Below are 15,241 nucleotides of genomic sequence, written 5' to 3' on the forward strand. Positions count from 1 at the left end.
GTATCTAACGTAATCAGCATGAAAGTATAAAAGCCCTGTAAAGGGCTTTTATACTAAGGAGCAATCGACTCCATGTAATTGCTAATATCTTCCTCCGTCATTGTGCCGGTTAATACTTTAACAACTTTCCCACTTTTGTCTATTAATATTGTAGTGGGGATAGGACCAATATTGTATAATTCCGTTACAACACTCCCACGATCCATCAGTATCGGAAACGTTAAATTATGTCTTTTCACAAATGTTGAAACAGAAAAATCACTTTCATCAATATTAACAGCCAGAATTTCTACTCCTTTATCTTTAAACTTTTTATACTGATTCTCCATATATGGCATTTCTTTTTCACATGGCTTACACCAAGTTCCCCAAAAGTTCAAAAAGACTCCTTTTCCTCTTAAATCAGATAATTTTATCCGCTCTCCATCCAGTGTCTCTAATGAAAAGTCAGGGGCAGCTGTTCCTTCTGCAATCACAGTCTTGTCTTTTGTAAAGTTCGCATAAAGAGTATATCCGACAGCACCAAAAAGCAGGATTAAAATCACACTTCGAATAATAAGTCTTTTTCTTTTCATATCAATCTCCTTAATTTTTATTCAAACTTTGCTTAGATTGTCTTTAATTACTATTATAGTAAAGATAAATACAATATTCAAATGCATATTAGAATATTGTTGTAAATGGGGTGTTTAATAACCCCAAGCTCTTTTGATACTTGGCCATTAAAATCAAAAAATTAATTAATTAGAATCCAGCTACGCTAGTACAGTAGATCAACAATTTTGGTTCAAAAGAATACCTTTTCTGAAAAAGGCAATAATGGGTTGTTAAGGAGTGAGAAAATGAAAGACGGAATTATTTCAACAGACCAAATTGTATTAATAACTACTGCAATTGTAGTTGGAACACTAGCAAGAGTTTTAACCATTAAAGAAGACTATCGGCAATATCCTAGCTATCCAAATGGCTATTTAACACATCTTATCACTGGATTTGTTGCAGCAGCTTTAGGAGCGGTTGCTATTCCGGCTTTAATGACTAAAAACTTTGTTGCGGTAACTTTCTTGACACTGGCTATACAGCAGTTCAGGGATGTACGGAAGACCGAAAGGGATAGTTTAAAAGACCTTGAGAATACTGAAGCAACTTATAGAGGGGATGCTTATATTGATGGTATCGCCAAGACCTTTGAAGCAAGGAACTACTTTGCTTTAATTGTCTCATTTTCAACAGGTCTCACAATTCAGCTAATTAACAATGATACGCCTTGGATTAATGTAGTGTGTGGGGTGATTGTCGGCTTTTTTGTATTTTATGTTTTGAAGCGTTTTTCAAAAGGAAAAACTGTTGGCGATATTGCGGATATTAAGGAAGGAAAAGTGGAGATAAGAGATTCTGAACTATTTGTAGACGACATTTATGTTTCGGATCAGCTTGGAACTGAGAATGCTCGTAAACTGTTCGAAAAAGAGGGCATTGCGATTGTTATTTATCCACGCGAAGAACATTTTCGAATTACACTCGATAATTATGGTCAAAGGCAAGCCATATTATTTGAAGCTACCAGGTCAATAGGCGTAAAGAGATATCACTTCACACGGAAAGACTATGAGGCAGGAAGAGTGGTGATCACGTTAGTTCCTATTGTAAAAGACATTAATAAATTGATTGAAACAGTAAAGGAGACTCCACTACTTGAAAGTTCTAAGAAAAGTCATGCAGTAATGAAAACTAATTTAACAGGGAGAGAGTAATTTGGGACGCGAATCAACACAAAAGCCTAATTATGAAATATTAGCATTTATAACCACTAATAAAGAAAGGGTGCTGGGAGGAAAACCACTGATGCTACTCGCCAAGGATGAGAAAGATGCTGAATCTCTAACTGTAGATATCGCTAAAGCTATGAAAGCAGATGTTGTGCAAATGAAGTCAGGGGATTACCTGGTACTTCGAGTATAAACACTTAATATTCTTTATGTGGCTTATAAAACCAAACATGCAACTTGATATAAAAATATACAGCTTATGCGATTTTTTATACTTTTTGTCCATTTAATTGCAACAAAAAGTGAGTCCAAACTATATTATATAATTGTTTACCTATGTAAATTCCTATACTAACACTGATAATAGCCTTGAGGTTTAAAAATTATCGGCATCGGTTAAAGAACCGATGCCGATAATTTGTAATTTAAAATATAATCTGGTTTCTTTTTAGAATTTTATAACTGTTCACGTCTAATTCGTACACGATAAGGGTGTCTTAATTGCCTAGTTCTTCTTTTGCTTAATAAAAATCATTAGATAGATGATGATTGTAAAAGCAGTAAGGGCTAAAAATGGAATCGTGATAATCCCAAACCAGTTAATATATTGTGCACTGCAGGGAACTCCATTCACGCAAGGCTTGATAGGGGCAAATCCCGGCACTTTTTGAACAAGGTAATGATAAAAGGAAATACACCATCCAATAGCCGCCATCGGGAGCACAAACTTTTTGACAGAAAGGTCATTTTGGAAAGTGCCTACCCCCAGAATCAAGGCGAGCGGGTACATAAGAATTCGCTGGTACCAGCATAGCTCACAGGGGATGAACCCCCGTATTTCACTAAAATAAAGGCTGCCAAGGGTTGCAGTCAAAGCAACAATCCATGCCAAATACATGTTTGCTTGATTTACGTTAAGTTCTTTCATTATTTATCCTCTAATGCCTGGTCTATTAGACTCTTTATTTTCTCATAATCAAATGGATCTTCAAGCATTGTGCCATTTACCATAATACTTGGTGTCTGCTTTACTTTAAACTTCTCCACAAGCGCTGAATCGTTATTTACCTCATCAATGACTTCTTGGCTTTGGATATCTTTTTCTAACTGGTCAGAATCAATCCCAGGAATTGAGCTAGCAACCTCCTTAATTTTTTCCATTGTTATCCATAAAGAATCATGGTCTTCATCAGGTTGCGCATTAAAAAGGGCTTTATTAAATTCCCAATAGCTGTCTGGATTTTGTTTATAAACTGCTTCCGCGGCTACTGAACCTAGCTTGGATTCATCTCCATGAAATAGAACGTTGATGTAAGAAAACTTAACTTTACCAGTGTCAACATAGTCTTCTACAAGCTTTGGAAAGATATTTTGTCCCCAAGCCTTGCAAGCGGGACATTTAAAATCACCAAACTCTACGACCGTTACAGGAGCATCCGATTTTCCTAATACTGGCTGTCCTTCAATGGATGGGCCTTCCTCAAAACTAGGGGAAGCATTTTGTTCAGATTTCATATTATTGATGACCACTAAAGCTGCAATCATCGCAAAAACCAGCAAAGTTATAACCATAATCAATTTCATAGGGGACTGAATTTTCTTTGACATACTTTTACCTCCTAATAATCTTTTTTCTTTTGTATTCTATCAAGACAGAATTCTATTTAATGCTTAAAAGCAATGATAGATAGGCAGAAACAACAAACAATATGCTCATTAGAAATGAAAGGGCAGCTGAAGACCTCTTAATATAGGAAAGTAAAGTTAAAGCAAGAAACAGAATAGCTACTACTCCGAGAGATATACCAGTTATGTTTGCCGTCATTTGGACAGGCATGGCAGAATCAATCTGGCCTTGATAGAACAAGGCAAATAGTTTGGAGACGCCGCTTTTAACTGTCACCTCAATATCATGAGGAGGCGATTGCTGTCCCAATGCGGCTGTAACTGCAAAAATCATTAATATCACTGCACTTTCAACCCTTGTCCAGGGGACTGGGTTAAACTCTGCATCTGCTTTTAATTTCCTTCTGATTAGGACACTATTAATGCCCGCGTACAATACTAAAGGTATAATCAGTAAATGTTTGATTAACAACGCTTGGCCATATGGAACCATCCAGGCATTTGTATAATCTCTATAATCAATTACAAACGCCGTTAATACCAGACCAGTTCCTATGGTTACCATTAAACATACGAGAGCAACAGGCGTAAACCATTTTAAGAAGTTCAGCCAGTTATGATGATTTTTTGAGAACCAGCTGACAGTAATCAGGATTCCAATCCAGATACTAACAGCAGTAAAGTGGGTCGAATGTGCAATAAAACCTTTCCACTGGTCCAGGGAGCTAGCATGGCTTGACCACCCAAGCGCTAAAATCAATAAGAATGTAATGAAAATACCGATTAACGCAAATAATCGCTTCCTTCTATAGTCAAACCAGATGATATAAATAAATAATAGATTCGATAGAAGATAGGTTACAATCCATGCTTTGCCAACTTCAAAAGTAAAAAGAACAGATTGAAAGGTTTGTCCCATTCCAATGTCTTGGTAAAGAAATAAAATCAATTGCAATACTGGAACAAAGGAAAATACTGCTACCCCACCTGTCGCAGCCATCAAAATACCTTTAGGCACTTTTATATCAGGTTTAGACTGAAATGGCACTAAGGATAATAGAAAGGCTCCAATTAAAATGGAAAAACATAGATATAAAAGGGTTTCAGTTATGATACCTGCAATAAACATTTGTTATTTTCCCTTTCTCATAATCCATAAAAAGCTTCCGATTACTGCAATAATTAAAATTCCAATTAATGAAGGGATCCAATTAGTTTTTGGCTTTGTCTGCTCTTGTCCTGTTTGAACTTCTTCTTCATTAAGTGAATCTGAGTCATCTTTATTTTTTTCTGTGCTCTTTTGCCCGCTATCTTCATTTTCCTCAGTAGGATCCACCGTTGTTGGCGCGTTTACAGAAAATGAGAATTGTCCTTCTATTGGATGTCCATCTGCACCAATTATCTTCCAATTAACCTTATAAGCACCGTTAGCTAAATCGTTTGAAAGTCTTCCGGTCATTTGATTATTGCTTAAAGTGATGTTCTCGATTGAAATCGAATCACCATTTGCATTCGTTACTTCAAATGTGCTCCCTTGTTCAACCTTTGTTTCAAATGTCATTTTTATGTCATTTGGTCCAGCTGTAATGACTTCTCCATCTTGTGGACTGGAGCTCTCTAAACCTGTATGCCCAAAGGCATTGTTTACAGAAACGATAAAAAGTATAAAGGTAATTAAGAATAGCTTTTTAATCATAAGAAACCTCCTAATAGTATTAACGAACTTTATTTTAACAGAGTAAATATAATTATTCAAAAGTACATTTGAATAAATTTTTGACAAATTTGTTAAATCAGCATAGACTAACGATATAACATATTCAAACAAATATTTGAATAAAGGGTGACAAATATGAGTGATAAAGTATTGAACAAATCTTCCCAAGATACATGTGAGACGTTTTGCTACGATGAAGAAAAGGTTAGCCGAGTAAGCGGGCGGATAGATGAGATAATGGGAGTAGAGCAACTGTTTAAGGCGCTATCCGATTCAACAAGAATAAAGATTGCATACGCACTTACACTTGAAGAAGAATTGTGTGTATGTGATGTGGCTAATATTATCGGATCCAGTACTGCCACCGCTTCCCACCATTTGCGTTTACTGCGTAAAATGGGCTTGGCTAAATATCGGAAAGAGGGAAAGATGGTATTTTACTCTTTATCAGATGAGCACGTCCATCAACTAGTTTCTATTGCTTTAATACACTCAAAGGAAGGTGAAGGAGATGGGGAAAGCACTGGCAAGTAGCAAGGAAACCTATCGATTACAAGGTCTTTCCTGTACGAGTTGTGCAGCTAAATTTGAAAAAAACATCCGGGAGATTGAAACAGTTAATGATGTGCAATTAAACTTCGGAGCATCAAAGATAACCATTTTTGGTGATGCGACTATCCAGGAGCTAGAACAGGCAGGATCCTTTGACGGAATCAAGGTGTATCCTGAACGTCAGAGAGTAGTTCAAGAAAATGAGTCTTTTTGGAAAAAAAGCGAAAATCAAAAAACACTGTTGTCACTACTTTTGCTAATTGCCGGATACTTTTCCCTGTACACCATTGGGGAGGGCCATATAAGTACAATTGCAATCTTTGCGGCATCCATTTTAGTAGGTGGTTCTGGATTAATTAAAGAAGGTCTCAAAAACCTTACTAAGCTTCAATTCGATATGAAAACCCTTATGACGATTGCTGTTATAGGTGCAGCTTTTATAGGGGAATGGAGTGAAGGCGCTGTTGTTGTCTTTTTATTCGCCGTAAGCGAGGCACTGGAAAGTTATTCAATGGATAAAGCCCGTCAATCTATCCGCTCTCTAATGGACATTGCACCTAAAAAGGCATTAATCCGTAGGGACAATCAAGAAATGGAAATGGATGTTGAAGATATTGTTGTAGGCGACATCCTGATCATTAAGCCAGGCCAAAAGCTAGCTATGGATGGAGAAGTAGTAAATGGCCAATCTTCCATTAATCAAGCAGCCATTACAGGAGAATCTATTCCGGTTCTTAAGACTATTGGAGACGAAGTGTTTGCAGGAACTTTAAACGAAGAAGGCTCACTGGAAGTTAAGGTGACTAAACGAGTTGAAGATACTACCATTGCGAAAATTATCCACTTGGTAGAAGAAGCACAGGCAGAGCGCGCTCCATCTCAAGCATTTGTGGAGAAATTCGCTAAGTACTATACGCCGGCCATCATGTCGCTCGCATTTTTAATCGCAATTATTCCACCGTTATTTATGGGAGGAGACTGGTCCGAATGGATTTATCGAGGGTTAGCTGTACTTGTTGTCGGATGCCCATGTGCACTTGTTATTTCAACACCGGTTGCTATCGTTACTGCAATCGGAAATGCTGCCAAAAAGGGAGTATTGATTAAAGGCGGTATTTATCTTGAGGAAGCAGGACGCATCAAAGTCATTGCATTTGACAAAACTGGAACCCTAACAAAAGGAACACCAGAAGTAACAGACCTTAAAGTCTTAAGTGAAATAGACGAGAGAAAATTAGTAGGGATTTCTATGGCCATCGAAAAATTTTCACAGCATCCTTTAGCATCAGCTATCATCAGGAAGGCAGAACAGATGGGGATTTTTTCAAATGAATTTAAGGCCGAAGATTTTCAATCAATAACTGGAAAAGGTGCAAAAGCAGTGGTGAACGGTGAAAGTTATTTTATTGGAAGCCCCAAACTCTTTAAAGAAATAATACACCTCACCTCCTCTGTTGAAGAAGAGATAAAAAGATTGCAGACCCAAGGGAAAACAGTGATGCTCTTAGGAACTGAGACAACTATCATCGGACTGATTGCCGTTGCAGATCAGTTGAGGGACAGCAGCCGAAACGTGATTCGAAAATTACACGATATTGGTATAGAGAAAACCATTATGTTGACAGGTGACAATAAGGCAACTGGCCAGGCTATCGGTAATTCGGTTGGTTTAACCGAAGTAAAAGCTGAACTAATGCCTCAGGATAAATTAAGTACCATTAATTCATTAAGGGAACAACACGGGAAAGTCGCTATGGTCGGGGATGGAATAAACGATGCTCCAGCTTTAGCAAGCTCAACAGTTGGAATTGCGATGGGCGGAGCAGGTACAGATACAGCATTAGAGACTGCTGACATTGCATTAATGGCTGACGATTTAAATAAACTTCCATATACCATCGAGCTTAGCAGGAGAACCCTAGGGATTATTAAACAAAATATCACCTTTGCGTTAGGTTTAAAACTTCTTGCATTAGTCTTAATCGTTCCCGGCTGGCTGACCCTGTGGATGGCTATTTTTGCAGACATGGGTGCAACGCTTATAGTAGTATTAAATTCTATGAGACTTTTAAAAGTAAAAGAGTAAATAAGAAATGAACAAATAAAACGGGTAGAAGGCCTTAGCTCCACCCGTTTTATTATTCCTGAATGCTCAACTTAATTTTTGGTTTTATTCTCACCCTTATAGCTGTGCAAATTTAGTTCCTGAAGCTCTTTATCTGATTTTTTCTTAAAAATATATATAACTCCAACAGAAAGTATTGATAACACCAGACAAACTATTACTGTATATAGCAATACCAAATCTCCTTAAATTTTAATTTAGTTTTTTACAGCGAAGTACCTTATAAAAGGAAACTTCGCTGTAAATATTTTAAGGGGTGAAAAGTGTCCTAGGGTTAAAATATAGTATAAAAATCTGCAGAAATCATGCAAGAAGCATAACAATTATATTACATAGATTTAATTATAATGAGATTCAAAAATATTTTATTTAATTTATAGTTTATTCATAAAATCGTCATATTTAAATTGTAAGATAAAATTTAATATAACTTTTTATGATTTGGTAATTATCTTTATATACCAGAATTATCTTCGTAAAAAAATTAATACCATACTAGGAGTGACAATATGAAAAAACTGTTAATATCCTTATCAACAGCTGGGTTGCTTATTGGACTTAGTGCATGCAGCAGCTCACAAGGAATCGATAACGAGGAAGTGATCGCAGAAACAAAAGCAGGCAATATCTCCAGCGATGACCTTTACATCGCTATGAAAGAAAAGTACGGAGAGCAAGCCCTTCAGGAGCTGTTATACAAAAAAGTCCTAGAAGATAAATATAAAGTGGAAAAAGAGGAATTGGATAAAAAAGTAAAGGAAATCAAGGACCAGGCAGGATCAAACTTTGAAGCACTATTAATGCAAAATAATATTAAAGATGAAAAGGAACTGAAAGAAATCCTTAAGGAACAACTTCTTGTAGAAAAAGCGGCAATTAAAGATATAAAAGTTACAGATAAAGAACTAAAGGATAGTTATGAAAACTATAAACCTGAAATAAAAGCACGCCATATCCTTTTAGAGGATGAAAAAACTGCAAAAGATATCAAAAATAGGCTAGATGATGGAGAGAAGTTCGAAGATTTAGCCAAAGAATTTTCAAAGGATCCAGGTTCTGCGGAAAACGGTGGAGATCTAGGTTGGTTTGGATCGGGAAAAATGGTTCCAGAATTTGAAGAGGCCGCTTATGCCCTTGAAGTTAATAAATTTAGCGATCCGGTAAAAACTCAAAATGGTTACCATATTATTCAAGTTACTGAAAAGAAAGAGAAAGAGTCCTTTGAATCTATGAAAAAAGAGCTTGAATATCAATTGAAGGTATCTAAGTTAGATAATTCTAAAATTGAAGAAGTCATGAAAAAAGAATTTGAAGATGCTAAAGTGAAGATCAATGACAAGGACTTGAAAGGAATCCTTGAAACGTCAAGTGCTTCAAAATAAAATAATTTACTTAATAATCCAGGCCAATACCCTACTTGTAATTAATAAATCGCTCTCATTATAAAAGAACCCCCTTGTAAGCATTAAAAGCTTAACATGGGGGTTCTTTTTGACCGATTTTACATTTTATCATTTGACATAATACTTTTAATTATATAGCTGCAGATAGCTGTACTTACATTCACAGAAAAAACAACATCTCTCATATAATCTTTTTTCTGTTCATACTCTTCAAGAAGCTCTTTTAAAAAATCTGAAATACTCTCTCTTGAGTTATGCAAAATTAGCGGCATTTTTAATTTTTCTACTATATTAAGTGATTTTGCTTTTTGGTCGAGTATAGATTCATATTTCACATGCGGTATCATGTGATGCTTAAATTCCCATCTCTGATTATGAGGGACGCAAAAAAAGTCTGTGAGGAAATGGCAGATAATACCCATTTCAACATCAATTCTTTTTCGCTTGTTTTTATCTAATAGGTTGTAAGAAGGTAACTTAAGGAGTGATAGAATTTTATCTACAACAAAGTCAAAAGATTCTTCTATATAATGTTTCCGTTTTGCAAGATTAGGTATAAAGTCAGGTTTCATATTTGCCCAAGAAAAAGTGGGTGTATCTACACTGTATTGTGAATTTTCCTTAACAAACGATTGGATCTGTAGAGACATAACATGATGTGAATAAGCAAACAGGATGAAACATTCCTTTCGATAAAGAATTCTATTATCTCAATGCAAAAATATGAATTGTAAAAAAATCAAGTTAAAAAAATTACTTGAATATATCATGTATTTCTAAATCCCTTAAATATATATAGAAAAAAATTACCCAAAAAGAGGCTTCTTAGAGATATATGTTAAGTAATCTGATTAATAAAAGTATAACATAAAGGGGAAGCGATAGATATTGTAGGGTCTGACTTACTAATTTTGAAAAATGTGTATGAAATAAGCATGCTATAAAGAAAGAAATGTTATTTTCTTACTCTTCACATAAACTGCATACATTTCGGATATATTAATATTTGAACCATAAAATGAATGGTAAACAAACTAAACAGAAGGGAGCCTTTTAGGTTCCTTTTTGTTTTTATCTAAAAATCTCCACAGTTTTTGCAAATTCATAATCTATACTTATGTCATCTGTAAAGAAAGGGTGTTAACCAATAGAATTAAAAAGCCTTTTTCTTTTGCTTTGATAGAACTATTAGTTGTAGGTTAGTTTTGGCAAGTTCACAAGAGTAAAACACCTATTTGTACTTTTTCCACAAATAATACAGGCCGGTTATTTCTCTTACCCAGTATTTTGCTTTCATCTCGAGAAATGGCTTTATGAAAATCCTAAAATTCTCCGAAATTAAATTATTCACTTTATTATTTATTTTTTTGAGGTGGAGAAATATATTGAATTAAGAAGAAAACATGAAGATTTCATATTAAAAATTCACTAAAATATGGACATACATGTGTTGTAGAGAAAGCTCTCTTGTTAGTAGTTTCCGAAGACATACCAGAAAAAGTGGTAAAGCATTTTTAATTAAATACAGATTTAGGCAGGTACTTAAACCTACTTTTTCCATTAAAAAAATTGCATACAATAACTTTCCGATCAAATAATCGAAAAAATGTAGTAGAGGAGATAAAGATGGTAGCTCTTAGCAGTAACCTATTATACCTAGCATTCTACCTATATCTATTGGCAACACTATTATTTGGAGGAGCCATTAGAGATAAGAGAAAACAATACGAAAACCCAAGTCAATGGGCAAAAGTTGCAATAACGGTCACTATAGTAGCCTTTGCTTCTCACTTGGGATATTTTATTACTCGATGGGTCGCTTCTGGACAAGCTCCTGTTAGTAATATGTTTGAATTTATTACAGCTTTTAGCATGATGATGGTCTTGGCATTCATAATTCTTTACCTTATATATAAGGCAGCTATATTGGGTTTATTTACTTTACCAATCACATTATTGATCATTGCATATGGGAGTATGTTTCCGAGAGACATTTCCCCATTAATACCAGCGCTGCAAAGCGATTGGCTTGCTATCCACGTAACAACCACTGCACTAGGTTCGGCTATTTTGGCTAGCAGTTTCATTGCAGGGATCATTTATTTACTTCGTTCTGTTGATCAGACGCAACGCTCAAAAGGGACTTTTGGGCTTGAGGTTATCATGTACACGATTGTGGCGACTCTTTCTTTTGTAGTAATTACAAGCATTTTCAGAGGGATGGAGTATGAAGCAGTCTATAAATGGGTTAATAAAAATGATCAAGAGGTTGAAATGATATATAATCTGCCTTCTATTATAGGGCCAAATCAAGGTGAATTACTTACAAAAGGTAAAATGGAAGCGTTTGTTGAGGTGCCTGCAATCATTGCAGCAGGAAGACTAAATACAGTCATCTGGTCAGTTGTTACTGGTTTACTTTTATACGGGTCGCTAAGACTGATTTTAAGAAAAAGAATCTCAGCTGCTATACAGCCATTAACGAAGAATGTCAACCTTGATTTAGTCGATGAAATTGGGTATAGATCGGTTACAATAGGTTTTCCAATATTCACTCTAGGCGCTCTTGTTTTTGCGATGATATGGGCTCAAATTGCGTGGACTCGTTTCTGGGGATGGGATCCAAAAGAGGTATGGGCATTAATTACATGGTTATTTTATGCAGTGTATTTACACTTGCGTCTCTCTAAGGGCTGGCACGGTCAGAAATCAGCTTGGCTTGGAGTTATCGGATTCGGAATTATTATCTTCAATTTGATTTTCGTAAATCTAATTATAGCAGGTCTACACTCATATGCGTAAGGTGTAATTTTCAAACGGCCTAATATGCATTATAAATGCTCGGGACATAAAAGAAGTAAAATTTCTCAGCTAAGAAGGTAGACTAATCAAAATTAAAATATTTGAAGTAATAGGGGAGGAATTTATATTATGCAAACTGAAGAGAAATTCACATTGGAAACATGGCCAACTTCGCCTGAAAGAGCTACGCTTGAAGCAAAAAATAAATTTTTAGGTTTCTGGTTTTTCTTAGGTGGAGAGACAGTTCTTTTTGCCTCCCTCTTTGCAACGTATCTTGCTTTAAAAAACAAGGTTCCAAATGGGGACCACCCTTTGACAAATGAGCTTTTCAGCATGGAAATAGTTTTTGTTGCGACTATGCTTTTACTAGTTAGCTCACTTACAAGTGTTTGTGCAATGTATCATATGAAAAATTTTAATTTTAAGAAAATGCAATTATGGCTTGGGATTACGGTTCTTTTAGGTGTTGCATTTTTAGGATTGGAAATTTACGAGTTTACAGAGTATTTTCATAAGGGACATACTTTTACAAGCAGTGCATTCGGCTCTGCATTTTATGTACTAGTTGGTTTCCACGGTGCACACGTTGCTTTTGGACTTCTATGGATTGTGACTCTCATGGTTAGAAATGCGAGACGTGGATTAAACCTATACAATGCTCCAAAATTTTATATAGCAAGCTTATACTGGCATTTTATTGATGTTGTATGGGTATTCATTTTTACAGTTGTATATTTAATGGGGCTGGTAGGATAATCGTTATTGTTTTATTTTAAAATGATAAGGTTTTCTATTCAAACATGCTAATTTACTTGAAACACATATAAATATGTAACGCGTGAAGTTATAACCATGCGAATGGTTTAAAAAGGATTCCTTCTCTCTGGAATCCTTTTTTTAGTAAACTCTTGCTTCATAGAGTAAAAAGGAAACAGCTAGGGGTTGATACATTACTTTCCGGATAACACCTACTTATGGAAATGCTGATAAAAATATCGACATTTAAGCAGCTTGTAAAGTACCAGCTTATTAATTTTGAACATAATAAACATAAAAAATGAATAGATGAAGAAGCTTTCCTCAATCGAGAGGGGCTTCATCATCATTTATTTTTTGAATATCCGTAACATTTACAAGCTCGACACAAAATCCACCTTAACGATACAATTTGTGGGTTCTTCTTATTTAAGAAATATCTCAACCGTCTTTTTTATTTCAAGTAGTTTTATTAACATATTTTCTCCAGGTAATAATCCTTCTGGTACCCAGTAATCCTCTTTATAATTTTCGAATATTCACCTAATCATTCTATAGATTTATGAGCACATTGGAAGTTGATCATGAAATTTTACTCGTCCATACGAAAGTCACTTGGCTATCAATAGTATAATGAAAAAAAAGACATAAGACCTTGATAACAAACATGGAGGAGTTATGAAGAATTATAGAGTGATACATAAAGATAAAGTCTACAAGATACTTTTTGTCTACCCATCTGGTTATATGGAGATTAGAGATCCTGAAACAAGAGTTAAAGGGGTAGATTTAAGGGTAATTCATTTCCAGGAGTATTAGGTGGATTATGCTGAATAGTATTTAAGTACATACCTATAGGGAGAAAACTGGGCAAAGGTAATTATATAGTTACGGGGTTACTTGGGTTCATAAACTTGAAGAAAGTGTAAAACCAATTCTAAAGGACGAAGTTCTACACTAGGGTACTAATGAGTGAGATAAGAATATATCCCGGATAGTCGTTCTAATAAAAAATCCGATTTCTCCGGGGTGTATTGTACTAATAAAAGAAGTGTTTTATCATCATCTTTTTGCAAAATAAAGGATTTAATGTTCAGCATAGAGTTAGTATTGTGGAAATCTCCTAAGAGTTTGCCTAGCTTAAGTTGCTTTATGTGCATTGTTGACACTTTTGGCCAAACAAAATAAGCTTGGTGTTGCGAGCAAGGACCTTATTGAGGTAATCTCTGGACAAGAGATTGGCCATGCTTTTTCCAGGGTAAACTGCTTTATGCATTCTTGACTAATACTGTGTATCAATATTAAGGAATTTGTATAATAACAAAATCTTTAACAATCTCGTTGCTAATATTAAATAAGTAAGTTTTAATTATTGGGCAGTATGAACAAGCCAAATACGACAGTTCCATACGTGTTACTAAGGTAGGGTTGTAAAATAGCTCAACTACTTAGATATGTTTTAAATTGGGGGCTGGTTCAATATTTAACCCGAATTTTATGAGAAATATTAACCAGATTATCAACTCGTGATATAATTATTGGAACAAAAAGCTAAAGGCTAAAGGCGGCGTTTGATGTAGATGGAAATAATGATAAATAGAACATTATCAACAATAGATGACATTCATCAATTGCTAAATAAAACAATGGAAGTAGTTGATCAATTAAACTCACGTGCTGCTGTAACCTTAAATATGAAGAGATTGAGGTATATTACGCCTATTGGCTTCACCGGACTTTTGTCAGTGCTAGATTATCTTGAAGACCATTTTGAAGTTGGTATTGTCGCTCCTTTTAATATCAGTCCTATTAAATATATGGAACGAATGAATTTCTTTAAAGTCTGCAGTAAAAATGTAAAAGAACAATTTGAAGAACAAAAGGATATGACAACCTTGTATAATCGACACCGTAATAGCCTAGAGGATAAATTGCTAGAGATTAGAGTAGCAACAACCCACCCTCAAATTGTAGAAATAAGTACATTGATTAAAAGGATTTTTAAAAACAAAGGTCTAAAGGGGAATCGTATTTCAGATATTCAATCTTTTATTACTGAGTTGGGCAACAATGTGATTGATCATACAAATTCTAGTTGTTTCATTGCAGTAAAAAACAATGAAGATGAAAACGAAATAGAAATAGCAGTCGCGGATCGTGGAGAAGGAATTTACAATAGTTTAAAAGATGTTTTATCCGAAAATTCTCCTCATGATATCGTAAAAGCGGCCATCACTACCAAAGCTTCTAGACTTAGTGAAGAAGATCGTGGTAAAGGATTAATGGATATAAAACAAAGAGCTTTCAGGTGGTCTGAAGCATCAGTTGCATTACGAACTAATAATTCTGTATATGAAATTACAAAGGATGAAGTAAATCCTACTTTAGAAGGCAAAACTTCATTTGGAACCTTTTTTTCCATAAAAGTAAATTATAGTATTGACAGGCTTTAAACAATAGTTTTTAATAACATTATAGATTTCAAAATTGA

At 35.1% G+C, this 15,241-nt stretch carries 14 protein-coding genes; 8 read left to right on the forward strand and 6 right to left on the reverse strand.

Annotated elements, in window-relative coordinates:
• Window positions 1-53: 53 nt before the first annotated feature.
• The gene (gene resA, locus JI665_RS19830) at window positions 54-575 is read right to left on the reverse strand and encodes a thiol-disulfide oxidoreductase ResA (protein ID WP_019380963.1); all 522 of its coding nucleotides are present in this window, start codon (window positions 573-575) and stop codon (window positions 54-56) included.
• A gap of 267 nt (window positions 576-842) precedes the next feature.
• On the opposite strand from resA, the gene JI665_RS19835 reads away from it, so the two are divergent.
• Both JI665_RS19835 and JI665_RS19840 read left to right on the forward strand, forming a co-directional pair.
• Window positions 843-1,754, forward strand: coding sequence for a YIEGIA family protein (locus JI665_RS19835; RefSeq protein ID WP_019380962.1), 912 nt, complete (start codon window positions 843-845; stop codon window positions 1,752-1,754).
• A 1-nt stretch (window position 1,755) separates the two neighbouring features.
• Complete coding sequence (locus JI665_RS19840) at window positions 1,756-1,962, forward strand: capping complex subunit for YIEGIA (RefSeq protein WP_019380961.1); 207 nt, start codon at window positions 1,756-1,758, stop codon at window positions 1,960-1,962.
• 312 nt (window positions 1,963-2,274) lie between these two features.
• Here JI665_RS19840 and JI665_RS19845 read toward each other — a convergent pair whose 3' ends face one another.
• The 4 genes from JI665_RS19845 to JI665_RS19860 are packed head-to-tail and all read right to left on the reverse strand — an operon-like array spanning window position 2,275 to window position 5,091.
• Complete coding sequence (locus tag JI665_RS19845) at window positions 2,275-2,697, reverse strand: disulfide oxidoreductase (RefSeq protein ID WP_019380960.1); 423 nt, start codon at window positions 2,695-2,697, stop codon at window positions 2,275-2,277.
• Window positions 2,697-3,377 carry a DsbA family protein gene (locus JI665_RS19850; protein ID WP_019380959.1) on the reverse strand — a complete coding sequence of 227 codons (681 nt, stop codon included), beginning with the start codon at window positions 3,375-3,377 and terminating at the stop codon, window positions 2,697-2,699. The genes JI665_RS19845 and JI665_RS19850 overlap by 1 nt, the downstream gene beginning before the upstream one ends.
• Window positions 3,378-3,429: 52 nt before the next feature.
• Window positions 3,430-4,524, reverse strand: a complete 1,095-nt coding sequence (locus tag JI665_RS19855; protein ID WP_019380958.1) for a copper resistance D family protein — start codon at window positions 4,522-4,524, stop codon at window positions 3,430-3,432.
• A gap of 3 nt (window positions 4,525-4,527) precedes the next feature.
• Complete coding sequence (locus JI665_RS19860; RefSeq protein WP_019380957.1) at window positions 4,528-5,091, reverse strand: copper resistance CopC family protein; 564 nt, start codon at window positions 5,089-5,091, stop codon at window positions 4,528-4,530.
• A gap of 156 nt (window positions 5,092-5,247) precedes the next feature.
• Between JI665_RS19860 and JI665_RS19865 the strand changes: the two genes are divergently transcribed.
• From JI665_RS19865 to JI665_RS19875, 3 genes are all read left to right on the forward strand, one after another.
• Window positions 5,248-5,646, forward strand: coding sequence for an ArsR/SmtB family transcription factor (locus tag JI665_RS19865; protein WP_019380956.1), 399 nt, complete (start codon window positions 5,248-5,250; stop codon window positions 5,644-5,646).
• Entirely contained in the window at window positions 5,624-7,750 is a 2,127-nt protein-coding gene (locus tag JI665_RS19870) for a heavy metal translocating P-type ATPase (RefSeq protein ID WP_206843022.1), read from the forward strand. The genes JI665_RS19865 and JI665_RS19870 overlap by 23 nt, the downstream gene beginning before the upstream one ends.
• Window positions 7,751-8,298: 548 nt before the next feature.
• Window positions 8,299-9,171, forward strand: a complete 873-nt coding sequence (locus JI665_RS19875; protein ID WP_019380953.1) for a peptidylprolyl isomerase — start codon at window positions 8,299-8,301, stop codon at window positions 9,169-9,171.
• A gap of 119 nt (window positions 9,172-9,290) precedes the next feature.
• Here the strand turns inward: JI665_RS19875 and JI665_RS19880 are convergent, their stop codons facing one another.
• Complete coding sequence (locus tag JI665_RS19880) at window positions 9,291-9,842, reverse strand: zinc dependent phospholipase C family protein (RefSeq protein ID WP_019380952.1); 552 nt, start codon at window positions 9,840-9,842, stop codon at window positions 9,291-9,293.
• Window positions 9,843-10,818: 976 nt separating this feature from the next.
• Between JI665_RS19880 and ccsB the strand changes: the two genes are divergently transcribed.
• The 3 genes from ccsB to JI665_RS19895 all read left to right on the forward strand — a co-directional run bounded on the left by ccsB (window position 10,819) and on the right by JI665_RS19895 (window position 15,203).
• Window positions 10,819-11,994 carry a c-type cytochrome biogenesis protein CcsB gene (ccsB, locus tag JI665_RS19885; protein ID WP_019380951.1) on the forward strand — a complete coding sequence of 392 codons (1,176 nt, stop codon included), beginning with the start codon at window positions 10,819-10,821 and terminating at the stop codon, window positions 11,992-11,994.
• A 129-nt stretch (window positions 11,995-12,123) separates the two neighbouring features.
• Window positions 12,124-12,750, forward strand: coding sequence for a cytochrome (ubi)quinol oxidase subunit III (locus JI665_RS19890; RefSeq protein WP_019380950.1), 627 nt, complete (start codon window positions 12,124-12,126; stop codon window positions 12,748-12,750).
• Window positions 12,751-14,330: 1,580 nt separating this feature from the next.
• On the forward strand, window positions 14,331-15,203 hold the full coding sequence (locus JI665_RS19895) for an ATP-binding protein (RefSeq protein WP_019380948.1): 873 nt from the start codon (window positions 14,331-14,333) through the stop codon (window positions 15,201-15,203).
• The last annotated feature ends 38 nt before the right edge of the window (window positions 15,204-15,241 follow it).

It is taken from the genome of Bacillus sp. NTK034 (assembly GCF_017303275.1).
Taxonomy (GTDB): domain Bacteria; phylum Bacillota; class Bacilli; order Bacillales; family Cytobacillaceae; genus Cytobacillus.

Bases quoted from the DNA above. Each gene is read 5' to 3' on its own strand.
- resA (WP_019380963.1), bottom strand. From the start codon at position 575: ATGAAAAGAAAAAGACTTATTATTCGAAGTGTGATTTTAATCCTGCTT.
- JI665_RS19835 (WP_019380962.1), top strand. From the start codon at position 843: ATGAAAGACGGAATTATTTCAACAGACCAAATTGTATTAATAACTACT.
- JI665_RS19845 (WP_019380960.1), bottom strand. From the start codon at position 2,697: ATGAAAGAACTTAACGTAAATCAAGCAAACATGTATTTGGCATGGATT.
- JI665_RS19850 (WP_019380959.1), bottom strand. From the start codon at position 3,377: ATGTCAAAGAAAATTCAGTCCCCTATGAAATTGATTATGGTTATAACT.
- JI665_RS19855 (WP_019380958.1), bottom strand. From the start codon at position 4,524: ATGTTTATTGCAGGTATCATAACTGAAACCCTTTTATATCTATGTTTT.
- JI665_RS19860 (WP_019380957.1), bottom strand. From the start codon at position 5,091: ATGATTAAAAAGCTATTCTTAATTACCTTTATACTTTTTATCGTTTCT.
- JI665_RS19865 (WP_019380956.1), top strand. From the start codon at position 5,248: ATGAGTGATAAAGTATTGAACAAATCTTCCCAAGATACATGTGAGACG.
- JI665_RS19870 (WP_206843022.1), top strand. From the start codon at position 5,624: ATGGGGAAAGCACTGGCAAGTAGCAAGGAAACCTATCGATTACAAGGT.
- JI665_RS19875 (WP_019380953.1), top strand. From the start codon at position 8,299: ATGAAAAAACTGTTAATATCCTTATCAACAGCTGGGTTGCTTATTGGA.
- JI665_RS19880 (WP_019380952.1), bottom strand. From the start codon at position 9,842: ATGTCTCTACAGATCCAATCGTTTGTTAAGGAAAATTCACAATACAGT.
- ccsB (WP_019380951.1), top strand. From the start codon at position 10,819: ATGGTAGCTCTTAGCAGTAACCTATTATACCTAGCATTCTACCTATAT.
- JI665_RS19890 (WP_019380950.1), top strand. From the start codon at position 12,124: ATGCAAACTGAAGAGAAATTCACATTGGAAACATGGCCAACTTCGCCT.
- JI665_RS19895 (WP_019380948.1), top strand. From the start codon at position 14,331: ATGGAAATAATGATAAATAGAACATTATCAACAATAGATGACATTCAT.